At 70.2% G+C, this 21,886-nt stretch carries 17 protein-coding genes and 1 rRNA gene; 8 read left to right on the top strand and 10 right to left on the bottom strand.

Annotated elements, in window-relative coordinates; all coding sequences use genetic code 11:
* Window positions 1–73 precede the first annotated feature (73 nt).
* Window positions 74–730, top strand: a complete 657-nt coding sequence (locus ACZ48Z_RS35050; protein WP_468739946.1) for an Rv3235 family protein — start codon at window positions 74–76, stop codon at window positions 728–730.
* Window positions 731–866: 136 nt separating this feature from the next.
* Here the strand turns inward: ACZ48Z_RS35050 and secA are convergent, their stop codons facing one another.
* The gene (gene secA, locus ACZ48Z_RS35045) at window positions 867–3,710 is read right to left on the bottom strand and encodes a preprotein translocase subunit SecA (RefSeq protein ID WP_468739945.1); all 2,844 of its coding nucleotides are present in this window, start codon (window positions 3,708–3,710) and stop codon (window positions 867–869) included.
* Window positions 3,711–3,981: 271 nt separating this feature from the next.
* Here secA and ACZ48Z_RS35040 point away from each other — a divergent pair, with 271 nt between their 5' ends.
* Both ACZ48Z_RS35040 and ACZ48Z_RS35035 read left to right on the top strand, forming a co-directional pair.
* Complete coding sequence (locus ACZ48Z_RS35040; protein ID WP_468739944.1) at window positions 3,982–4,554, top strand: GNAT family N-acetyltransferase; 573 nt, start codon at window positions 3,982–3,984, stop codon at window positions 4,552–4,554.
* 110 nt (window positions 4,555–4,664) lie between these two features.
* Window positions 4,665–5,864 (top strand): winged helix-turn-helix domain-containing protein, encoded by a 1,200-nt coding sequence (locus ACZ48Z_RS35035; RefSeq protein WP_468739943.1) that lies wholly within the window; start codon window positions 4,665–4,667, stop codon window positions 5,862–5,864.
* 18 nt (window positions 5,865–5,882) lie between these two features.
* Here the strand turns inward: ACZ48Z_RS35035 and ACZ48Z_RS35030 are convergent, their stop codons facing one another.
* The 8 genes from ACZ48Z_RS35030 to mtnA all read right to left on the bottom strand — a co-directional run bounded on the left by ACZ48Z_RS35030 (window position 5,883) and on the right by mtnA (window position 15,975).
* A complete protein-coding gene (locus ACZ48Z_RS35030; protein WP_468739942.1) occupies window positions 5,883–6,629 on the bottom strand; it encodes a response regulator in 747 nt (248 codons plus the stop codon).
* Window positions 6,630–6,831: 202 nt separating this feature from the next.
* Complete coding sequence (hpf, locus tag ACZ48Z_RS35025) at window positions 6,832–7,524, bottom strand: ribosome hibernation-promoting factor, HPF/YfiA family (protein ID WP_468739941.1); 693 nt, start codon at window positions 7,522–7,524, stop codon at window positions 6,832–6,834.
* 312 nt (window positions 7,525–7,836) lie between these two features.
* Window positions 7,837–8,427, bottom strand: coding sequence for a ComF family protein (locus ACZ48Z_RS35020; protein WP_468739940.1), 591 nt, complete (start codon window positions 8,425–8,427; stop codon window positions 7,837–7,839).
* A 1,204-nt stretch (window positions 8,428–9,631) separates the two neighbouring features.
* Complete coding sequence (locus tag ACZ48Z_RS35015; protein ID WP_468739939.1) at window positions 9,632–11,479, bottom strand: LpqB family beta-propeller domain-containing protein; 1,848 nt, start codon at window positions 11,477–11,479, stop codon at window positions 9,632–9,634.
* Entirely contained in the window at window positions 11,469–13,535 is a 2,067-nt protein-coding gene (gene mtrB / locus ACZ48Z_RS35010) for an MtrAB system histidine kinase MtrB (protein ID WP_468739938.1), read from the bottom strand. The genes ACZ48Z_RS35015 and mtrB overlap by 11 nt, the downstream gene beginning before the upstream one ends.
* Before the next feature lies 1 nt (window position 13,536).
* Window positions 13,537–14,226 (bottom strand): two-component system response regulator MtrA, encoded by a 690-nt coding sequence (gene mtrA, locus ACZ48Z_RS35005; RefSeq protein WP_328747917.1) that lies wholly within the window; start codon window positions 14,224–14,226, stop codon window positions 13,537–13,539.
* A gap of 249 nt (window positions 14,227–14,475) precedes the next feature.
* Complete coding sequence (locus ACZ48Z_RS35000) at window positions 14,476–14,694, bottom strand: hypothetical protein (RefSeq protein WP_468739937.1); 219 nt, start codon at window positions 14,692–14,694, stop codon at window positions 14,476–14,478.
* A gap of 132 nt (window positions 14,695–14,826) precedes the next feature.
* Entirely contained in the window at window positions 14,827–15,975 is a 1,149-nt protein-coding gene (gene mtnA / locus ACZ48Z_RS34995) for an S-methyl-5-thioribose-1-phosphate isomerase (protein WP_468739936.1), read from the bottom strand.
* A 140-nt stretch (window positions 15,976–16,115) separates the two neighbouring features.
* Here mtnA and ACZ48Z_RS34990 point away from each other — a divergent pair, with 140 nt between their 5' ends.
* From ACZ48Z_RS34990 to ACZ48Z_RS34970, 5 genes are read left to right on the top strand one after another with little or no spacing between them, the layout of a single operon-like run.
* Window positions 16,116–17,447 carry a DUF7847 domain-containing protein gene (locus ACZ48Z_RS34990; protein ID WP_468739935.1) on the top strand — a complete coding sequence of 444 codons (1,332 nt, stop codon included), beginning with the start codon at window positions 16,116–16,118 and terminating at the stop codon, window positions 17,445–17,447.
* A gap of 28 nt (window positions 17,448–17,475) precedes the next feature.
* Window positions 17,476–18,195 carry a DUF4129 domain-containing protein gene (locus ACZ48Z_RS34985; RefSeq protein ID WP_468739934.1) on the top strand — a complete coding sequence of 240 codons (720 nt, stop codon included), beginning with the start codon at window positions 17,476–17,478 and terminating at the stop codon, window positions 18,193–18,195.
* Window positions 18,192–19,394, top strand: a complete 1,203-nt coding sequence (locus ACZ48Z_RS34980) for a DUF4350 domain-containing protein (protein WP_468739933.1) — start codon at window positions 18,192–18,194, stop codon at window positions 19,392–19,394. Before ACZ48Z_RS34985 ends, ACZ48Z_RS34980 begins: the two co-directional genes overlap by 4 nt.
* Window positions 19,394–20,383, top strand: coding sequence for an AAA family ATPase (locus ACZ48Z_RS34975; protein WP_468739932.1), 990 nt, complete (start codon window positions 19,394–19,396; stop codon window positions 20,381–20,383). The genes ACZ48Z_RS34980 and ACZ48Z_RS34975 overlap by 1 nt, the downstream gene beginning before the upstream one ends.
* Entirely contained in the window at window positions 20,383–21,693 is a 1,311-nt protein-coding gene (locus tag ACZ48Z_RS34970) for a DUF58 domain-containing protein (RefSeq protein WP_468739931.1), read from the top strand. Before ACZ48Z_RS34975 ends, ACZ48Z_RS34970 begins: the two co-directional genes overlap by 1 nt.
* Window positions 21,694–21,794: 101 nt before the next feature.
* On the opposite strand, the gene rrf is transcribed toward ACZ48Z_RS34970, so the two are convergent.
* Window positions 21,795–21,886, bottom strand: a 5S ribosomal RNA gene (gene rrf, locus ACZ48Z_RS34965); the annotation flags it as partial.

The following is a 21,886-nucleotide window of genomic DNA, read 5'->3' as shown; positions in this document are numbered from 1 at the left end:
CGCGGCCCCGTACAAGATCCTCATCCATGAAGTTACTGCCCGGTACTCTCCGGGCCGGCAGAACGGGGATCCCATGAACAAGGTCATGACCAGGGCTCAGCGCCACTCGGGCACTCGCCCGCCGACCCGCCGCGACGCCCGCCGCCCGGGCGCCACGCCACCCCGCTCGCCCGGCGGCAGCACGCCCCGTACGGCCCCGGGCGACGGCCGCCCGCCGGGCTCCCCCGGCAACGGCCCCCGCACCCGTACGGGCCCCACGGACAGCCGTCCCCTCGGCACCCCGGGCCGGTCCACCGCCCCCGCCGGCACGGCCGTCCGCGACGCGGCCCCCGCACCCCACCCGGACCAGGTCGTCCCCGCTCAGACCCCGCGTCGCCCGCTGGTCCCCCAGCCCCGCCCCACCGACCGCTTCGCCGACCTGCTCCTCGGTGTGCTGAGCGGCCAGCGCCCCGTCCACTCGATGCTCCGGCACACCGCGGGGCGCGCCTACGACGAGCTGGCCTGGCTCGCCGAACGCGGTTCCCTGCGCACCCGCGGCACCCGCCCCGTCGTCCGGGACATCGGCTACTACGTGCCCCGTCCCGGCGCCGTGGAGGCCTTCGCCCGCATCGGCGCTGGCGACCAGTTGCGCGCCATGGCCTTCCGCCTGGAACAGGGCCAGGACCGCCGCTGGCGCTGCACAGCGGTCGAACTGGGCGGTCCCCGGGCTCCGCACCCGTACGACGACTGACGGCACCGCAGAAGCCCCCGCAGGCCCCGCACGCCGAAGGGCCGGGTCACCTTGAGCGACCCGGCCCTTCCTCCGTCACGGCACCGCAGGCGCCGTCACGCGAATCCGCTGCGGCGCCACCGGCACCGCGCAGGCACTACTTCTTGCGGCGCGCCCGGCCACGGGACTGCTTGCGGCGCTCCGCACGCGTGAGACCGTCCGCCTCGGAACGCACGGGCTCATCGTCGTCGTCGGCGAACTCGCCCTCGATGACACCGCCCTCGCCGTCCACGGTCGGCGCCGAGAAGTGCAGGTCCCGACGCTGCGGGGCGTCGAGCCCCTTCGCACGGATCTCGGGACGCGCGCCGGCCTGCGCCGGAACCACGTCCTGCTTGTCGAGGGACGGCTTCTCGTCCTGGACCGGGACCTCCTCGACCTGCTGCTCGACCTGGACCTCCAGGTTGAACAGGTAGCCGACGGACTCCTCCTTGATGCCCTCCATCATGGCGGTGAACATGTCGAAGCCCTCGCGCTGGTACTCGACCAGCGGGTCCTTCTGCGCCATCGCGCGCAGGCCGATGCCCTCCTGGAGGTAGTCCATCTCGTAGAGGTGCTCACGCCACTTGCGGTCCAGGACCGACAGCACGACCCGGCGCTCCAGTTCACGCATGATCTCGGAGCCGAGCTGCGCCTCACGCGACTGGTACTGCTCGAGGATGTCGTCCTTGATGGACTCGGAGATGTACTCGGCGGTCAGGCCCGCGCGGTCGCCTGCCGCGTCCTCCAGCTCCTCGACGGTGATCTTCACCGGGTAGAGCTGCTTGAACGCACCCCACAGCCGGTCGAGGTCCCAGTCCTCGGCGAAGCCCTCGGCGGTCTCCGCGCTGATGTACGCGTCGATGGTGTCGTTCATGAAGTGCACGACCTGCTCCTGCAGGTCCTCGCCCTCCAGGACGCGGCGCCGCTCGCCGTAGATGACCTCGCGCTGCCGGTTGAGGACCTCGTCGTACTTCAGGACGTTCTTGCGGGTCTCGAAGTTCTGCTGCTCGACCTGCGACTGGGCGGACGCGATCGCGCGCGTGACCATCTTGTTCTCGATCGGCACGTCGTCCGGGACGTTCGCCATCGACATCACGCGCTCGACCATCTGCGCCTTGAACAGGCGCATCAGGTCGTCGCCCAGGGAGAGGTAGAAGCGGGACTCGCCGGGGTCGCCCTGGCGGCCGCTGCGGCCGCGCAGCTGGTTGTCGATACGGCGCGACTCGTGCCGCTCGGTACCGAGGACGTAGAGCCCTCCGAGGTCCTTGACCTCCTCGAACTCCGCCTTGACCGCCTGCGCGGCCTTCTCCAGTGCGGCGGGCAGGGCCGCGGCCCACTCCTCGATGTGCTCCTCGGGGTCGAGGCCGCGCTGGCGCAGCTCCGCCTCCGCGAGGTCCTCGGGGTTGCCGCCGAGCTTGATGTCGGTACCACGGCCGGCCATGTTCGTCGCGACGGTGACGGCACCCTTGCGGCCGGCCTGAGCGACGATCGTCGCCTCACGGTCGTGCTGCTTGGCGTTCAGCACCTCGTGCTGGACGCCGCGCTTGCTGAGCTGCTGGGAGAGGTACTCGGACTTCTCGACCGACGTCGTACCGACGAGGATCGGCTGGCCCTTCTCGTGCTTCTCCACGATGTCGTCGACGACCGCCTCGAACTTCGCGACCTCGGTGCGGTAGATCAGGTCCGACTGGTCCTTGCGGACCATCGGCCGGTTGGTCGGGATCGGGACCACGCCGAGCTTGTAGATCTGGTGGAACTCGGCGGCCTCGGTCATCGCCGTACCGGTCATGCCGCACAGGCCCGGCTGTTCCTTGCCGTTGTGGTCGTGGCGCTTGTAGAGGCGGAAGAAGTTCTGCAGGGTGATCGTGGCGAGCGTCTGGTTCTCGTCCTTGATGTCCACCCCTTCCTTCGCCTCGATGGCCTGGTGCATGCCCTCGTTGTAGCGACGGCCCGCGAGGATACGGCCGGTGTGCTCGTCGACGATCATGACTTCGCCGTCCATGACGACGTAGTCCTTGTCCTTCTTGAAGAGCTCCTTCGCCTTGATGGCGTTGTTCAGGTAGCCCACCAGAGGGGTGTTCACCGACTCGTAGAGGTTGTCGATGCCCAGCCAGTCCTCGACCTTGCTCACACCGGCCTCGTGGATGGCGACGGTGCGCTTCTTCTCGTCGACCTCGTAGTCGCCGGTCTCCTCGATGCCCTTGAGCTGGTTGCCGGCCTCGCCCTTCTTCAGGCGCGTGACGAGCTTGGCGAAGTCGCCGTACCACTTGGTGGCCTGGTCGGCCGGGCCGGAGATGATCAGCGGCGTGCGGGCCTCGTCGACCAGGATGGAGTCGACCTCGTCGACGATGGCGAAGTTGTGGCCGCGCTGGACGAGTTCGTCCTGGGACCATGCCATGTTGTCGCGCAGGTAGTCGAAGCCGAACTCGTTGTTCGTGCCGTACGTGATGTCGCACGCGTACTGCTCGCGACGCTGGGCCGGCGTCATGTTGGCGAGGATGCAACCGACTTCCAGGCCCAGGAACTTGTGGACGCGGCCCATCATCTCGGAGTCGCGCTCGGCCAGGTAGTCGTTCACCGTGATCAGGTGGACGCCCTTGCCGGACAGCGCGTTCAGATACGCGGGCAGCGTGCCGACGAGGGTCTTGCCCTCACCGGTCTTCATCTCGGCCACGTAGCCGAGGTGGAGGGCGGCGCCGCCCATGATCTGCACGTCGTAATGACGCTGGCCGAGTGCGCGCTTGGCGCCCTCACGCACGGTGGCGAACGCCTCGGGAAGCAGGTCGTCCAGGGTCTCACCGTCTGCGTACCGCTGCTTGTACTCATCCGTGAGGGCCCGCAGCTCGGCGTCGGAGAGGCTGACGAAGTCCTCTTCGATGGAGTTGACCTGGTCCGCGATGCGGTGCAGCTTGCGCAGGATCTTGCCTTCGCCTGCACGCATGATCTTTGAGATGACGGACACGGGGGTTGGTCTCCTTGCCGGTCGGGCCTGGGACGGTCGGTTTCCATTTGGCTTACTGAGCAACGGCCATCGTATGCGAGGACCCCGCCACGTCGGGAGGCCTGCCGGGTACGCCGACTGTCAGCTCCTTCAAATCTGTTTCAAAGGTGACAACGGACGGGCAACGCCGATGGTGCCGCGCCCCGCTTGCGAATTGCACGAATTGTGATCACCCGCTCACCCACAGCAAAAGTGATGGCGCCTTCGGTGAACACCTGAGCAGAATCGGCCGATGGAACCCGTCACGCTGACCACAGACCGTCTCCTGCTGCGCGCACCCGCCGTGCGGGACACCGGTGCCGTCCTCTCAGCCGTCCAGGACCCCGACGTCCTGCGCTGGACCACGATCCCCACGCCGTACCTGCCCGAGCACGCCCAGGGCTTCACGGAACAGCTCGTCCCGGACGGCTGGGCGAACGGCACGATGTTCACCTGGGGCCTCTTCCTCCCCGAAGGGGAGGACCTGGTGGGCATGCTCAGCCTGAGCAGACGCTCGCCTGGCACGGTCGAGATCGGCTACTGGGGCACCAAGGAACACCGCGGCAACGGCTATGTCACCGAGGCCGTCCGCGCGGGCTGCCGCTGGGCCTTCACCGAACTGTCCGCCGACCGTGTGGAGTGGCGCGCGGAAGTGGGCAACCAGGCCTCCCTCGCCGTGGCGGAGCGCGCGGGCTTCGTCATCGAGGGCGTCCTGCGCTCCGCAATGGTCCACGAGGGCGTACGCCGGGACTGCTGGATGGGCGCGCTGCTGCCGTCCGACCTGGGTCTGACGTCGACAGCGCCGTATCTCCCCGCCCCTCGGTAGCCGTCACGTCGGCGGCGCCGGCCGCCGACGCGCTCATCTCCGACAGGGCACCTCGCTCGTGTCCACAGGTCTCCTCGCACTGTCAGTGCCGACCTCTATCGTTCGGACCCATGACGACCCCGCGTCCCACCACCGACCTCTCGGCCGACGAGGCTCGCCGCATCGCGCTGCGCGCCCAGGGTTTCCTCGGCACCCCAGACCGCCGGGCCGGAGTCCGCGGCGTCCTCCGTCATCTCGGCGCGGTCCAGCTCGACACCATCTCGGTCCTCGCCCGGTCCCATGAGCTGATCCCCTACGCCCGGCTCGGTGCGGTGGGCCGCAGGACGGTCGAGGACGCGTACTGGGAGCCCGGCCCGACGGGCGCGCCCCACGCCTTCGAGTACTGGTCGCACGCGGCGTGCATCCTCCCCATCGAGGAGTGGCCCCACTTCGCCTTCCGCCGCCGCGCCTACCGCGGCCGCCCGCACTGGCACCACCAGCTCCCGGACGGCACCTACGACCAGGTCATCAAGCAGCTCCGCACCGAAGGCCCTCTCACCGCCACGGAATTGGGCGGTGCGAAGAAGACCAGCGAGTGGTGGGACTGGTCCGGCACCAAGGTCGCCGTCGAGCGGGCCCTGATGTACGGCGAGGTGGTCTGCGTGGAGCGCCGCGGCTGGAAGCGGGTGTACGACCTCGCCGAGCGCGCCGTCCCCGCCGACCTGCTGCACGACGAGCTGGACGACGCCGAGTGCGTGCGCCGCCTGGTCCGGCTGGCCGGCCGGTCCCTGGGCGTCGGCACCCGCGCGGACATCGCCGACTACCACCGTCTGAAGGGCGAACAGGTCGACGCGGTGATCGCCGACTCGGGCCTGCTGCCGGTCACCGTCGAGGGCTGGTCCAAGCCGGCCTGGGCCGACCCCGCAGCCCTGGAGACACCCGCGCGCGGCCGTCACCGCACCACGCTGCTGTCCCCGTTCGACTCCCTGATCTGGGAGCGCGCGCGTACGGAGCGGATCTTCGGCTTCACCCACCGCCTGGAGGCCTACGTCCCCAAGCCCAAGCGGGTGCACGGTTACTTCGCGATGCCGGTGCTGGCCGGTGGCCGACTCGTCGGCCGCGTGGACCCGGCCCGCGAGGGCGGCACGCTGGTGGCCAGGCAGGTCACCCTGGACGGTCCGAAGGCGGTCCCGGCAGTTGCGCAGGCCCTGGTCGAGGCGGCGAGCTGGGTGGGCAGCACCGACATCCGCGTGGAACGGGTGGACGCTCCCGAGCTGCGCGACCCCCTGGCCAAAGAGGTGACCCGAGCGCTGACCGCGGCCCTGCGCTGAGCGGGGTTCGGGTCGGCGTCAGCGGATCTCCAGGATCTTCTCCCGCATCGCGTAGACCACCGCCTCCATCCTGGAGTGCAGCTGCAGCTTCTCCAGGATGTTGCGCACGTGGTTCTTCACGGTGTTCTCGGAGATGAACAGTTCCTTGGCGATATCGCGGTTGTTCATCCCGGTGGCGACGAGCTTGAGGACTTCCAGCTCACGGTCGGTCAGCCGGGGGGCCGGCACGAGTCGACGCTCGTCGGTCCGCTGGATCATCGACTTGAACTCGGTGAGCAGCTTCGACGCCATGGAGGGGCTGATCTGCGACTGTCCGTCGGCCACAGCGCGAATGGCGGTGGCGACCTCGTCGGTCGAGATCTCCTTGAGGAGATATCCGGTCGCGCCGGCCTTGATCGCCTCGTAGAGGTCGGCTTCCTCGTCGCTGATCGTCAGCATGATGATCTTGGCGCTGGGTGCCACCTCCTTGATGGAGGTACAGGCCTCGATACCGCCCCGCTTGGGCATCCGCACGTCCATCAGAACGATGTCCGGCAGCAGGTCGGCGGCCTTGTCCACGGCCTCCGCGCCATCGCCTGCCTCGCCGACGACCTGGATGTCCTCCTCGGCCGCGAGCACGATCTCAAGTCCACGCCGGAAGAGAGCATGGTCGTCCACGACAAGGACCCGGATCGGCTCCTTGCGTGGAGAGCCCGCGTCCGCGCCCATGCTGACGACGCCGTCGCCGGCGTCCTCGCCGTGCAGCGGTCCGAAGCTGTCCGCCATCGTTCCTCCCCCTGAAGGCTGTGGCTGGTCCTGTGCCATCGCCAACCAAAGGCACCGGCCCACCGGTTGGGCCGGACGTAGCCATGATTCCATGCCCGGACGACAGTGAGGTGACAGAGCGGGGCGCGAAAGGGTCGCACGCGGGTGCCCCTGGGGCGCACACGCGCTCCAGGGGCACCGGCTCACCTGTCGTCCGACAGGGTCAGCTCCCTGTCGTGCCGCCGGCAGCGGAAGAGTGCGCCCGGGCGACCATCGGGTCCGTGCTCAGGTGGATGACGCCGTAGTCGTAGGCGTGCCGTCGGTAGACGACACTCGGTTCCTTGGTCTCGGAGTCGACGAACAGATAGAAGTCGTGGCCGACCAGCTCCATCTCGTAGAGAGCCTGGTCGAGGGTCATCGGGGAGGCGACGTGGGTCTTCTCACGTACGACGAGGGGGCCTTCACCCTTGATCTCCAGTGAGCCGATCTTCTTGGTGGGCACACCGTCCGGCTCTTCCTCATGGACGGGCTGCCCGTTGCCGTTGAGCGTCGCCGCACCCGGGACGTGGTCGGCCACCTCGGCAGCGGTGAGCCGCCGTGCGCCTCGACGGGTGTGACGCTTGTCGTGCTCCTTGCGCAGCCGGGCGTCCAGCTTCTCCGCCGCCAGGTCGAGTGCCGCATACGGGTCGCTGGCTGCCGCTTCCGCCCTGATCACCGGACCGCGGGAGCGGAGCGTGATCTCCACTCGGTCACAGCGGTCGGCCTGTCGGGGGTTCGGCTCCTTGGACACCTCGACGTCGAGGCTGATCACCTTGCCGTCGAGCTTCTGGATCTTCTCCAGCTTCAGCTTCTCGGCCACGTGCTTGCGGAACCGCTCGGGCACCTCGGTCTTGCGGCCCTTGACGACGATGTCCACGCAGAACTCCGTTCCCGGATCGCTCCGCTTCTCTGCGGAGCGTCTCCCTTTTGCACCAGGCTCCGGTGAGCCCCGGAACCTCGGACTCGGTGACGTCCACCTCCTCCCCCGCGGGCAAGATCTCCATTCCACCGTCGCGGGTGGTGGTGGAAATCCCGCGGCACGACATTCGGATTTGCGAGGTGTGGCCTGCGCCTTTTCTCTCACAACCGAACATATCTCGCCTGGACGGATGTCGTCACCCTCTACCGCGGTGTACCTCCGTTCAGGTGAATTGACTCTCTCGTAACCTGCAACGATGCAACTCCGCAGTCAGTTCCGGTTTATTTCGAAGGAATCCGGCGGGGCGGCGACCACAGCAGCGCAGATCGCGTCACGGACGCCACCGGCGCCCGATGCTGCCGTCGAGCGGCGCTCCCGGCCCATGTCCTCCTCCGTCACTGTGACCATCCGTTCCCCCATGCCTTCCCGGGTTACGGCGGTGTACACGACGCCTGCCCCTTCACCACCGCATCCATCCACTTCCCGTCCACTACGCAGCCCGCCGTGCCCTGCGGCCGTGTCCCGCTGTTCTTGGCCCGGCCGTCCACCGAGCCCCCGTTGCCGTTGATCACGGTGCCCGGCCGCTGTCTGTTCAGCGCGGTGCCGGGCCTGTTCACCGCGATGTCCCGCGTTCTCCCGCCGTCTCGCCTCCCGGACGGCCCGCGCCGCCTCGGTCAGGGACGCGCCTGTCGTCATCAGGTCGTCGACCAGCACGATCAGCCCCTGCGTCAGCAGCCGCTCCCCGCCGGGGGCCACCGTCAGCGCGCCGGCGAGATTCTCCAGTCGCTGCCGGGAGTTGAGCCCCGACTGGTCGGCCACTCCCCGCCGCTGCCGCAGGACGGCTGCCACCCGCGTCGGCATGCCCGCCCGCCGTAGTTCCGCCGCCGCCGCGAGGGCGATCCTCCTCGCCGGATCATGCCCACGAGCTCGCACGGCCCGCCGCGCCGACGGCACGGGGACGAGCAGCACAGGCACCCCGAGCCCGCCCCTCTGCCAAGCGCCACCGGCGCCCCAGCCCGGCGCCACGTCGCCACCCCGCGTCAAATGCCCGGCACCCGACTGCACGTCACTGCCATACGCCACAGCCTCCGCACCCACCCGCCCATCACCACCCCGCACCCTGGCCGCAACACCGGACCACGCGCCCCCACCACGAGCCAGGGCCTGCACATCCACCTGCCCGTCACCATCCCGCACCCTGTCGTCCGCACCAGACGGCATGCCCCCGCCCCACGTCACAGCCTCCGCACCCCGCGCCTCGGCACCCGAAGCACCAGCCGCCGACAACCGCCGTTCCCCACCACCACCCACACACCCCCGCTCCCAGGGCCCCGGAGCGCACCCCGACGCCGATCCCCCGCCATCCTCCGGCTCACAGACCTCCCGCACCCCCGCCCACACGGCTCCCGCCAGAGCCGAACCGAGTGGCCCCGCCAGGGCCAGCGCTCCCCGCTCCTTGTGAGCCAGCAGCACCGCCCGTACCGCGTCCGCATACCGAGCCGCCGCATGCACGGCCGGCAGTCCGGGCGGCTCCGGCACCGGTCGCACCCGGCGCGGTGCGACCCCGTTCAAGGCGGCACGGCACTCCGGACAGAGCACCGTGCGAGGCCTTCCACAGCCTCCGCACTCGGCCGGCAGCACCAGATCCGTGAGGTCCTGCCACCACCCCCGCATGACCACCACTGTGCCAACGCCGAAGCCGACCGACCACCCCTGTGGATAACTCCCTGTGGAAAACCCCGCCCTGCACGCGAACAACTGTTCCCACCGGAAATCCCGGCCCTATACAACCAATCGGCGAGGCCTCCCGTCAGGCCAGCCAATCAACCCCTCGCACGACGAATCCGCCCCGCCCTGCGTTCAATCGGGACCGCCCTCCGACCAATCCGGACCGTCCCCGGCGAAAGCGAACCACCCCACCCCGCGATTCGGACCCGCCAGCCAGCGGCGAATCGTCCCACCGTCCCGGAGCGATTCCCCATCGCCCGAGCAAAAAAAGCGGCCACCCCCACCAGGACCCCGTCCCGGCAAAAGTGGCCGCTCCCGACAGCGCGGTCCCGTCACCTCACCCCGGATACACCGGCGCGGTCCCGTCCGCGTCCACCTTCTGCCACTGCGCCCCGGACGGCAGCCGTACGATCCCGTCCTCCGAGTACGCCACCAACGGCATCTCGTCGTCCTCCGACGCCGCGATCTCCTTCACCCCGGTCAGAGCGGCCGGCGGCGGCCCCTCGGGCGTGGAGCCGTCGACCTGGACGTATCGCGTCTGCTGCACGCCGCCCTGCTCGCGCCCGACCACCACCAGCCTGCTGTCGCCGGCCCAGGACATGGTCGTGACCTCTTCCAGATCCGGCGTCGTGGAGCGCATTTCCCGGACCGAGACGCTCTGCGCGTCCCCGGTCCTCCCCTCCCGCTCGATCCGCCCGACGAAGAGCGACTGCTTGCCGCCCTTCTCCACGACGAGCGCGATCCGCACCCCGTCGGCGGCCACCCGCAGGTCCTTGATGCGCCCGTCGAGCCCGGGGGTCTGCACCTTCAGCGGCTCGCCGGCGCCCTCCTTGAACAGCAGCAGCCGCGGAGCTGCCGGGTTCCGGTCGGCCACCCACAGGTCGCCCTCCGTGTCCCAGCTGGGCGTGGTGAGCCGGTCGTCGGCCGTCTTGCCAGCACTGACCAGGACCGGCTCCCCGAGCGACCCGCCCGACACCAGCGAACCCACGTACAGCGCCTTGCCGTCGAGGCCGACACCGGCCGCCATGTGCTCGTCCCGCGAGACGGCCACCGACCGCAGTTGCTTGACGCCCTCACCCAGCGCCCCGGGCACCGGCACCGGGTCGGCCTTCGTACTGCTGCCCTCCGGACCGGCCTGAATCCGTACCAGCCGGTGTGCGCCGTTCACGAAGTACAGGAACTCGGGCTCCTCGACCGAGCCGCGTGTGGCGGCGCCGTCGGCCTGGGTCTCGTTGGTGGAGCACAACTGCTTGCCACCCGCGCTCAGTTCGATGTCGTCCACCGCGGGGGTGAGGTTCTGCAGGGTGAACAGCAGTTGGGCCGCCATCGCCTCGCACTGGTCCGAACCGACGTTCCTGGCCTTGTCGTTGAGCGGGACCGTCAGCGTGTTCTGGTCGTCGGGGGCCAACGAGGAGACACCCTTCATCAGGGCCGTACCGGTGGGAAAACGAGTCCTGACGACAGGGTCGAGCCAGTGTGTCGGTCCGCTCAGCAGGGACCGCACCAGCTGCGTCATGGGGTCCACGCGCTCGCGCACATACACGGGATCGGCGACCGCCACGGTCTGGGGAGCCGTCGCCGCCTTGGTGTGGGAGGCGAAGTAGTACTTGTTGACCGACACGTAGTTGCGCTGGAAGTCCGACTTCCCCATGACGACACCCTGCGGAAGGCTGTCGATCCGCCACTGCTTGGTCTTCTTGTCGTGCACCAGGTGCACGGTCCGCTGGTAGTCACCGGAGGACGGCGAGTACGACTGCTGCCCGTCCACCACGGCCACCCTGGTGCCGGTCAGCGTGAACGACGTGTCCTCGTCGGTCCGATCCCGGTCGACCGGCGGCGTGAGGGAGGCACCGGGCCCGTCCTCGAGCACCGTGGTGGACAGCCCCGGCTGCCACTGCTTCGCCGCACTCCCGGTCAGGTACTTACGGGCCGTCTCGTAGTTCGGATCGTCGCTGGTGAGCGCCTCCAGGAAGCCCTGCACGATGTCCAGCGGCTCGGCGTCCTCCTGCGGCGGCATGGCGAAGACCCGCACCTGGGTGTCCTGCCGCGGCGTGGCGTCGACCCCGCGCAGGTCCCCGCTGTCCGGCATGGAGGCACATCCCGCCAGCAGTACGACTCCACAGGCGGCGTACGCCAGCCCGCGCCCCGGCCTGCGCCGGCCGCTTCCTTCGCGGTCAGCGTCCACGGAAGGCCTCCCCCTGCTGTTCGTACGACTCCCCCGGCCCGGCGCCCGGCCGGCTCGCGGTCTCACCAGCGGCTCCGCCGGCGGATGCGCCGTCCTTCCGTCGCCCGTTCTGCGTCGGACGGGACACCACACGCGCGCCGTTGCCGGGCAGCGCCGTCGGATCGGCGGTGGGCGTCACGGCACCCTGCCGGGGCGCTATGGGGTCCCGCGAGGTCCCCTGGTCGCCCTTGTGCTGGGCCGGCACGGTGGCCGCCTTCTCGCCGCCCCCGCGCGGCAGTCCGGCATCGTCGAGTCCACGGTGACGGCGTGAGTCCTTGGGCTCCAGCGGTATCGGCGAGCCCCGCAGCGGCTCGTCGGCCGTCCTGGGCAGCGTCAGCCGGAACTGGGAGCCGCCGCCCGGCTCACCCCACGCCTGCAGCCAGCCGCCGTGCAGCCGTGCGTCCTCCAGGGCGATGGACAGCCCCAGCCCCGTACCGCCGGTGGTACGCGCGCGTGCCGGGTCGGCCCGCCAGAAGCGGCTGAACACGCGCGTGGCCTCGCCCGGCTTGAGCCCGACGCCGTAGTCGCGCACCGCGATCGCGACCGCCCCGCCCGCCGAGGCGAGTTTGACGACGACGTCCTTGCCCTCACCGTGCTCCACGGCGTTGACGACGAGATTGCGCAACACCCGCTCCACCCGCCGGGCGTCGGCCTCGGCCACCACGGGCTGCTGGTCGCCGACGATCCGGACCAGGGTGCCCTTGCGCTCGGCCAGGGGCGCGGCCCCGCCGACCACTCGCCGCACGACCTCCCTGAGGTCTATCGGCTCCGCCTCCAGCGCCGCCGCGCCCGCGTCGAACCGGCTGATCTCCAGCAGATCCGCGAGCAGCGTCTCGAACCGGTCCAGCTGGTCGGCGAGCAGTTCGGCCGACCGCGCGGTCATCGGATCGAAGTCCGCGCGCGCGTCATGGATGACGTCTGCGGCCATCCGTACGGTCGTCAAGGGCGTACGCAGCTCGTGCGACACGTCCGACACGAACCGCCGCTGCATCCGCGACAGGTCCTCCAACTGCTGGATCTTCAGCTGAAGGTTCTGCGCCATCTTGTTGAAGGCTTCGCCGAGCCGCGCGATGTCGTCCTCACCGGTGACCTTCATCCGCTCCTGAAGCCGCCCGGCGGACAGCCGCTCGGCGATCCCGGCTGCCATCCGCACCGGCGTGACGACCTGGCGCACCACGAGCCAGGCGATGGCTCCGAGGAGTACGACGACGAAGAGGCCGGCGGTCGCCAGAGTGCCCTTGACCAGGCTGAGCGACTTCTCCTCCTGGGTGAGCGGGAACAGGTAGTACAGCTGGTACGGGTCGCCGTTGGGGTCGTTGACCTGCTTGCCGATGACCAGGGCCGGCTGGGACTCCTGGTCGGTGTCGTAGGCGATGCGGGTGTAGCTCTGGGCAGCCGTCGTACTGTCGTCGACCTTCTCGCGCAGCGCCTCGGGGACGCTGGACGTGGGATCGACGTCGCCGGAGGCACGCGGCCCGCGCCCGCTCCCGCTGTCGCCGCCCACGGGCAGGGTGACCACGTCGAAGGCGCCCTGACCGCCGCTGGAGAGCGAGTAGACGAGATTGCTCATCCACTCGATGACGAACTGGTCGGACTGACCGTCCGCCGGGGCCGAGTCGTCGGTCCCGGCCGCGGCCTCGTCCGCCTTCTGCTTGGCCACCGCGAACCCACCGGAGGCCTGGCTCTGCGACGCCTTGACCTTCGCGTCCAGCAGGCCGTTGCGCACCTGCCCGATGACGACGAAGCCCAGCAGGAGAACCACACCGAGCGACATCAACAGGGTCGTGGCGACGACCTTGAGCTGGATGTTGCGCCGCCACAGCCGCATCACGGGCAGCAGCGGCCGACGCACCCACCGCATGAACAGCCTCAGGACCGGACTGCCCTGAACTCCGCCCTGAAGCAGCCCGCCCTCCAGGAACCGCCCCCAGCGGGAGCGGGCCCTGGTCTGCCCGACAGGCCGCCCCGCGCTCGCCCCGGTCCGCCCGGGCGACGAAGCGGCACTGTCTCCGGACATGTCAGCTGGGTCCTGCCTTGTAACCCACACCACGGACGGTCACCACGATCTCGGGCCGCTCCGGGTCCTTCTCGACCTTGGAGCGCAGCCGCTGCACATGCACATTGACGAGCCGGGTGTCAGCGGCGTGCCGATAACCCCACACCTGCTCGAGCAGCACCTCACGCGTGAACACCTGCCACGGCTTGCGCGCGAGCGCGACCAGCAGGTCGAACTCCAGGGGCGTCAGCGCGATCGACTGGCCTTCCCGCTTCACGGAGTGCCCGGCCACGTCGATGACCAGATCGCCTATGGCGAGCTGCTCGGGCGTCGGCTCCTCCGACCTCCGAAGCCGAGCCCGGATCCGGGCCACGAGCTCCTTCGGCTTGAACGGCTTCACGATGTAGTCGTCGGCGCCGGACTCCAGCCCCACAACGACATCGACGGTGTCGCTCTTGGCCGTCAGCATCACGATCGGCACCCCGGACTCCGCCCTGATCAGGCGGCACACCTCGATGCCGTCCCGGCCGGGCAGCATCAGGTCCAGCAACACCAGATCCGGCTTGGCCTCGCGGAACGCGGCCAGCGCCTTGTCGCCGTCAGCTACGAAAGACGGCTCAAAACCTTCACCACGCAGCACAATGCCCAGCATCTCGGCAAGTGCGGTGTCGTCGTCGACGACAAGGACTCGTCCCTTCATAAACGACATCATCCCATTCTCGTAACAGTGACCGGGGCGCTGGTGAGCAGGGTCACTGGCCTGTGACGATAGTCGTACGTGACCGGCACTGTCTGCCCTCGTCCATCGGCATCGATGTCAGCTACGGATGTCAGCGCCATTCAAGTCAAGCAGCCCGGCCGCGCGCGTGGCGAAACCCTGACAGCAGCGACATGGAGCATTACGCTCCGCGACCCTCGCCCCATGATGAGGCCAGAGCGGACGAGCGACTGTCTCTGCGTGCTACACCGCCGACGTCGGCTTCCCGAGTCGGGCGAATCGTCGCCAGGCCACCCGCACGTTGATCAAGAGCAGGGCGCATCCCGCGATGGGCCAGCCTACAGATCCACCGCTGTGGTAGGTCCTCATGCCGAGGGACAGCATCAGCAGACCTGCCACAGGCCCGCCGACCAGGTCGAGGAAGGTCTTCGCCCACCTCGCGATCTTCGCCACGTCAACCACGGCCTGATCGTCACAGTCCGTCGCTTCCGTTGCCAAGGGCCCGATCCCTGCAGAACCTGCACCGGTGGCCGACTGGGATCACCGCGTCCACGGCGCGTGCCTCGCGCGGACCACGCCGACCCCGTTCCTGGATCAGCCGTTCGTCATCTGCCGGGACCTGGCACACAGCTCGGCAAGGGCCTCGCCCGTCACCGGTGACACCACGCCCTCCTCGGTGACGATCGCCGTCACCAGCTCCGGTGGCGTCACATCGAACGCCGGGTTGTACGCCTGCGTCCCCAGCGGCGCCACCTGTATCCCGCCGCCCGCCTCAGCTCCCGCCACCGGTACCTGCGGCGCGGCGATCTCGGTCACCTCGTGCCCGGCCCGCTGCTCCACCTCGATCGACGCGCCGTCCGGCGTGTCCGGATCCACCGTCGTCACGGGTGCCACCACGATGAAGGGCACATGGTGGTACCGGGCAAGCACGGCGAGCGGATAGCTCCCCACCTTGTTCGCCACCGAGCCGTCAGCCGCGATCCGGTCGGCGCCGATCAGCACGGCGTCCACCTCCCCGGCCGCGAACAACGAGCCGGCCGCGTTGTCGGTCAGCAAGGTGTACGCCATCCCGCTGCGCGCCGCCTCGTACGCCGTCAGCCGGGCCCCCTGAAGCAGCGGACGCGTCTCGTCCACCCACAGCCGCCGCAACCGCCCCGCCCGATGGGCCGCGAGCGCCACCGCGAACGCCGTCCCCTCACCACCCGACACCAGCGAACCGGTGTTGCAGTGCGTCAGGATCCGGTGCCCGCCGCCCGACAGCAGCTCGTCCAGCAGCGCCAGCCCGCGTTCGGCCATCACGGCACTGGCCGCGGCGTCCTCCCGGTGCAGCTCGCGCGCCGCCGCCAGCGCCGCCCCGGCCGCCCGCTCCTGATCACCGCTCTTTCCGAGCTCGGCGCGGTACGCGGCCTCGGCTCTGCGCACCCCGACAGCGAGGTTCACCGCGGTCGGCCGCGCGCCCGCCAGCACGGTCACCGCCTCGTCCACGTCGAAGCCCCGCGCGGCGGCGAGCGCGACCCCGTACGCCCCCGCGATCCCGAGCAACGGCGCCCCGCGCACGGCGAGCGAACGGATCGCCTCCACCAGCGCGGACGCGTCCGTACAGACCAGTTCGACCTCCTCGGTCGGCAGTCTCGTCTGGTCGAGAAGCACCAGCACGGGACCCTCGGGTGGTTCCTCCCAGCGGATCGCCGGTATCTCGGTGGGCTTGCTGTCCTCGCCGGTTTGCGCGTACTGATCAGCCATGCGGTCAGTCTGCCCCTTGTCGGGCGGAGTATTGAAGGTGCGCAGCCCATACCGCGGCTGGTCCCTCGCCCACCGCCCCATGACACGATGGCTGCCAACCTGCCGCCGCGCCCGCGGACGGGCACCGTGAAGGAGCGACGATGAAAGACACTCCGGGCTGGGCCTCGCCCGGATCCGCCCCGTCCGACGGGCACGAGCCCGGCACGTCCGGTTCCGCCGAGCCGACCGAGGGACCCGGCGCCGCGAACCCCGCGCAGCAGCCTGAGGAAGCCCCGCAGGACGCCGGCTCGCAGTGGTCCCAGGAGCAGCCGCCACCCGGTCAGTGGTCCGCTCCCACGGGTCCCGCCGCTCCCGGCCACGCTGCTTCGCCCCCGCCGCCCGGCCCGGGCTGGGGATCCCAACCTCCCGCCGGTCCGCCCGGAGGCTACAGCCCTCCCCCGGGCTGGGGCGGTGGCTACGGCGGACATGGCGGCTGGGGCGGTCCTCCGCCCGCGGCCAAGCCCGGCGTGATCCCTCTGCGCCCGCTCGGTGTGGGTGAGATCCTCGACGGCGCGGTCTCCACGATGCGCACCTACTGGCGCACGGTCCTGGGCATCTCGCTGACCGTCGCGGTGGTGACCGAGGTCCTCGTCATCCTGCTCCAGGGCTTCGTCCTGAACGACACCGCCGGGAGCGAGGCCCTCAACGACCCCAGCGCCAGCGTCGACGAGCTGACCCACGCCATGGGCGAGGCCATGCTCGGCAGCACCGTCGTCTTCCTGATCTCCCTGATCGGCACGGTCGCCGCGACGGCGCTGCTCACCACCGTCACCAGCCGGGCCGTGCTCGGCAGGCCGGTCACCACCGGCGAGGCCTGGCGCGACGCCCGCCCGCAGGTACCCAAGCTGTTCGGCCTGATCTTCCTGCTGCTGCTCATCACCTTCGGTGTGCTCGCCGTCGGTGCGCTGCCCGGCATCCTCGTGGCCGCCACGGGTTCCAACGACGGTGGCATCGCCCTCGCCGTCCTCGGCATCCTCGGCGCCGGCGTCGTCGCACTGTGGCTGATGATCCGCTTCTCGCTGGCCTCGCCCGCGCTGATGCTGGAGAAGCAGAGCATCGTGAAGTCGATGGGGCGCTCCACCAAGCTCGTCCGCGGTTCCTGGTGGCGGGTCTTCGGCATTCAGCTGCTGGCCGGGATCATCGCGAACATCGTCGCCGCGATCGTCGTCGTCCCCTTCACCTTCCTCGCTGCCGCCTTGAGCGGTGAGGGGCTCTCCGGTTTCGTCAACGGGACCGGCGACCTGGGCTGGACGTTCCTCATCATCAGCGGCATCGGCTCGGTGATCGGCTCCATGATCACCTTCCCGATCACGGCGGGCGTGACCGTGCTCCTCTACATCGACCAGCGCATCCGCCGCGAGGCCCTCGACCTCGAACTGGTCCGCGCTGCCGCCGTCCAGGACCACGGCACCGGCCCCACTCCCGGGAGCTGATGCGGTGCTGCCGGGGGGAGTGCTCATCATGCTGCGCGCAAGCGGAACATTCATGCTGTCATCGGCACGGTCCGCCGACGAACCGCCGTTGACCGTCCCGCGCGACCCCGCGCGGGAGGCGGCCCGTCGCGAGCTGTCCAAGCGCATGTACCACGAGAACGACCCCGGCTGGCTCGAGCGCACCCTCAACGCCATCTGGGACTGGGTGGACAAGCTGTTCAGCTCCGCCTCGTCCGCGACACCAGGAGGGCCACTCGGCCTGCTCGTCGTCATCGCCGTGGTCCTCCTGGTCGTCGGCGCGCTGTGGTGGCGCCTGGGCGCCCCGCGCCGGGGGCCGGCCTCCTCCGCCGCCCTGTTCGACGACCGTCCCCGCAGCGCCGCCGACCACCGCTCGGCCGCCGAGGCACACGCCGCCCAGTGCCACTGGAACCAGGCGGTCCAAGAGCGCATGCGCGCCATCGTCCGCTCCCTGGAGGAACGCACCCTCCTGGACGTCCGCCCCGGCCGCACCGCCGACGAGGCCGCCGCGGAAGCGGGCCGCACCCTGCCCTCACACACCGACCGACTGCGCTCCGCGGCCCGGGACTTCGACGACGTCACATACGGCGGCCGGACCGCGACCGAACAGGCGTACGTCCGCATCACCGAACTCGACCGCGACCTGGAGCGCGCCAAACCGGTACTCGCGACCACCCTGAGCAGCACCCACAGCGCGGACCACAACACCCGCCAGGGGGCCGCCGAATGACCACCGAGGCCACGCTCCCGTCCACCTCGGTCTCCCGCACCCCCGGCCAGATATGGGCCCGCGCGCGAGGCATCGTGATCGCTCTTGTGCTCCTCCTCGTCGCGGCCGTGGCGATCGCGGCGATCCGGTCCAACGAACAGCACGGCAGCCTCGACCCGCGCTCCGCAGACCCCTACGGCAGCCGCGCCGTCGCGGAACTCCTCGCCGACCGGGGCGTCGACACCCGCGTGGTCACCACCCTGGACGAAGCACGCACCGCCGCCGGCCCCGACACCACACTCCTGGTCGCCGGACCAGACCTCCTGACACACCGCCAGCAGAGCCGACTGCACTCCGCGACCGCCGGCTCCGACGGCCGCACCGTCCTCGTCGCCCCCGGCAGCTGGTCCGTCGAACGTCTGGTGCCCGGCGTCGTCGCGAACCCCGCCACCAGCCTCAACTCGACGCTCTCCCCCGACTGTGCCCTGCCGGCCGCCCGACGCGCGGGCAGCGCCGACACCGGCGGCATCCGATACGCCGTCACCCACCCCGGCAACGACGAGTGCTACCCCAGCGAGCGGCTGCCCACCCTGGTGCGCGTCCCGGCAACCTCCGGGGACGGCGACACCGTCGTGCTCGGCGCGCCCGACATCCTCTACAACGACACCCTCGGCAAGCAGGGCAACGCCTCGCTCGCCCTCCAACTCCTCGGCTCCCGCCCCCATCTGGTCTGGTACCTCCCCTCGCTCTCCGACTCCTCCGCCGCCGATCCGGACGACGAGAAGAGCTTCCTGGACCTGCTCCCCTCGGGCTGGCTCTGGGGCACACTCCAGCTCTTCGTCGCGGCAGGACTCGCCGCACTCTGGAGGGCACGCCGACTCGGCCCACTCGTACCCGAGAAACTCCCCGTGGCGATCCGCGCCTCCGAAACCGTCGAAGGCCGCGCCCGCCTCTACCGCAAGACCAACGCCCGTGACCGTGCGGCCACCGCTCTTCGCTCCACCACCCGCACTCGCCTCGCCCCCCTCATCGGCGTCCCCGTCACCCAGGCGCACACACCCGAAGCCCTGCTTGCCGCGCTGGCCGCCCATCTGGACAGCGACACGCACGGACAGTCCCTGCAGTCCCTCCTCTTCGGCCCGCCGCCCGGTGACGACGCGGCCCTCATCTCCCTCGCCGACCAACTCGACGCCCTCGAAAGAGAGGTACGCCGTTCATGATGGATCCGACCACTGACAACGCCGGGACCACCGGGGATCCGGGCACCGCCCGGGACTCCCTCGAAGCCCTGCGCGCCGAGATCGCCAAAGCCGTGGTCGGCCAGGACCCCGCCGTGACCGGTCTCGTCGTCGCCCTCCTCTGCCGCGGACACGTACTACTGGAAGGAGTCCCTGGGGTCGCCAAAACGTTGCTCGTCCGCGCCCTCGCATCCGCACTCGAACTCGACACCAAGCGCGTCCAGTTCACCCCCGACCTCATGCCGAGCGATGTGACGGGCTCCCTGGTCTACGACACCCGCTCCGCCGAGTTCTCCTTCCAGCCCGGCCCGGTCTTCACCAACCTCCTCCTGGCCGACGAGATCAACCGCACCCCGCCCAAGACCCAGTCCTCCCTCCTGGAAGCCATGGAGGAACGCCAGGTCACGGTCGACGGCACCCCACGCCTCCTCCCCGACCCGTTCCTGGTCGCAGCGACCCAGAACCCGGTCGAGTACGAGGGCACCTACCCCCTCCCCGAAGCCCAGCTGGACCGTTTCCTCCTCAAGCTGACGATCCCGCTCCCCTCCCGCCAGGACGAGATCGACGTCCTCACTCGCCACGCCGAGGGCTTCAACCCCCGCGACCTGCGCGCCGCCGGCCTCCGGCCCGTGGCAGGACCGGCCGACCTCGAAGCCGCACGCGCGGCAGTCGCCAAGACAACGATCTCCCCCGAGATCACCGCCTACGTCGTCGACATCTGCCGCGCCACCCGCGAGTCCCCGTCCCTCACCCTCGGCGTCTCCCCGCGCGGCGCCACGGCCCTCCTGGCCACCTCGCGCGCCTGGGCATGGCTGACCGGCCGCGACTACGTCATCCCCGACGACGTGAAGGCCCTGGCTCTCCCCACCCTCCGCCACCGCGTACAGCTCCGCCCCGAGGCCGAGATGGAGGGCGTGACGGCCGACTCCGTCATCAACGCGATCCTCGCCCACGTCCCGGTCCCCCGCTGATGGCCCTCACCGGCCGCGCCGCACTCCTCGCAGCCCTGGGCTCCCTCCCTGTCGGCATCTGGGAACCCAGCTGGACGGGCATCCTCGCGGTCAACGCCCCCTTGGCGCTGGCCTGCGCCTGCGACTTCGCTTTGGCGGCCCCGGTACGACGGCTCGGCCTGACCCGCTCCGGTGACACCTCCGCCCGCCTCGGCGAGACAGCAGACGTCACCCTCACGATCACCAACCCGTCCGGCCGCCCGCTCCGCGCCCACATCCGCGACGCCTGGCCCCCCAGCAGCTGGCAGCCGGGCACAGAGGTAGCGGCCTCCCGCCACCACCTGACCGTCCCCGCCGGTGAACGCCGACGCCTCACCACTCGCCTACGCCCCACCCGCCGCGGCGACCGCCAAGCCGACCGAGTGACGATTCGCTCCTACGGCCCCCTCCGGCTCTTCTCCCGCCAGGGCACCCACCGGATCCCCTGGACGGTCCGTGTCCTCCCTCCCTTCACCAGCCGCAAGCACCTCCCCTCGAAGCTCGCCCGCCTGCGCGAACTCGACGGCCGTACCAGCGTCCTCACCCGCGGCGAAGGCACGGAGTTCGACAGCCTGCGCGAATACGTCCCCGGTGACGACACCCGTTCCATCGACTGGCGAGCCACAGCCCGCCAGACCTCCGTCGCCGTCCGCACCTGGCGCCCCGAACGTGACCGCCACATCCTCCTGGTCCTCGACACCGGCCGCACATCAGCGGGCCGCGTCGGCGACTCCCCCCGCCTCGACGCCTCCATGGACGCGGCCCTGCTCCTGGCAGTCCTCGCATCCCGAGCCGGCGACCGCGTGGACCTGCTCGCGTACGACCGTGGGGTACGAGCACTGGTCCAGGGCCGAACGGCAAACGACCTCCTGCCCTCTCTGGTCAACGCGATGGCCTCGCTCGAGCCCGAGCTCGTCGAGACGAACGCCCGGGGTCTGACGGCCACAGCTCTCCGTACGGCCCCGCGCCGCTCCCTGATCGTGCTGCTCACCAGCCTCGACGCTGCCCCGGTCGAGGAGGGCCTGCTGCCCGTTCTCCCTCAGCTCACCCAGCGGCACACGGTGCTTCTGGCTTCAGTGGCAGACCCGAACATCGCCCGCATGGCAACGGCCCGTGGAAACGCAGAGGCGGTCTACGAAGCCGCAGCCGCGGCCCAGGCCCAGACAGAACGTCAGCGCACCGCCGAGCAACTCCGCCGGCACGGCGTCACCGTCGTCGACGCGACACCGGACGATCTGGCTCCTGCGTTGGCCGACGCCTATCTGGCGCTGAAGGCAGCGGGGCGCCTGTAAACAAAAAAAAGGGGGGCACGATGCGCCCCCCTTTGAGAAAAACCGGACCGGAAATGCAGAAAGGCCCACACCATAAGGTGTGGGCCTTTCATTCAAAAATTGTTCGGCGGTGTCCTACTCTCCCACAGGGTCCCCCCTGCAGTACCATCGGCGCTGTAAGGCTTAGCTTCCGGGTTCGGAATGTAACCGGGCG

The organism is Streptomyces sp. NPDC031225, from assembly GCF_055570355.1.
This window is presented reverse-complemented; position numbering and strand designations above follow the sequence as displayed.

Bases quoted from the DNA above. Each gene is read 5' to 3' on its own strand.
- ACZ48Z_RS34970 (WP_468739931.1), top strand. From the start codon at position 20,383: ATGGCCCTCACCGGCCGCGCCGCACTCCTCGCAGCCCTGGGCTCCCTC.
- ACZ48Z_RS34985 (WP_468739934.1), top strand. From the start codon at position 17,476: ATGCTGCGCGCAAGCGGAACATTCATGCTGTCATCGGCACGGTCCGCC.
- mtrA (WP_328747917.1), bottom strand. From the start codon at position 14,226: ATGATGTCGTTTATGAAGGGACGAGTCCTTGTCGTCGACGACGACACC.
- ACZ48Z_RS35020 (WP_468739940.1), bottom strand. From the start codon at position 8,427: ATGCCGACGCGGGTGGCAGCCGTCCTGCGGCAGCGGCGGGGAGTGGCC.
- mtrB (WP_468739938.1), bottom strand. From the start codon at position 13,535: ATGTCCGGAGACAGTGCCGCTTCGTCGCCCGGGCGGACCGGGGCGAGC.
- ACZ48Z_RS35050 (WP_468739946.1), top strand. From the start codon at position 74: ATGAACAAGGTCATGACCAGGGCTCAGCGCCACTCGGGCACTCGCCCG.
- ACZ48Z_RS34990 (WP_468739935.1), top strand. From the start codon at position 16,116: ATGAAAGACACTCCGGGCTGGGCCTCGCCCGGATCCGCCCCGTCCGAC.
- ACZ48Z_RS35035 (WP_468739943.1), top strand. From the start codon at position 4,665: ATGACGACCCCGCGTCCCACCACCGACCTCTCGGCCGACGAGGCTCGC.
- ACZ48Z_RS34980 (WP_468739933.1), top strand. From the start codon at position 18,192: ATGACCACCGAGGCCACGCTCCCGTCCACCTCGGTCTCCCGCACCCCC.
- mtnA (WP_468739936.1), bottom strand. From the start codon at position 15,975: ATGGCTGATCAGTACGCGCAAACCGGCGAGGACAGCAAGCCCACCGAG.
- ACZ48Z_RS34975 (WP_468739932.1), top strand. From the start codon at position 19,394: ATGGATCCGACCACTGACAACGCCGGGACCACCGGGGATCCGGGCACC.
- ACZ48Z_RS35040 (WP_468739944.1), top strand. From the start codon at position 3,982: ATGGAACCCGTCACGCTGACCACAGACCGTCTCCTGCTGCGCGCACCC.
- ACZ48Z_RS35030 (WP_468739942.1), bottom strand. From the start codon at position 6,629: ATGGCGGACAGCTTCGGACCGCTGCACGGCGAGGACGCCGGCGACGGC.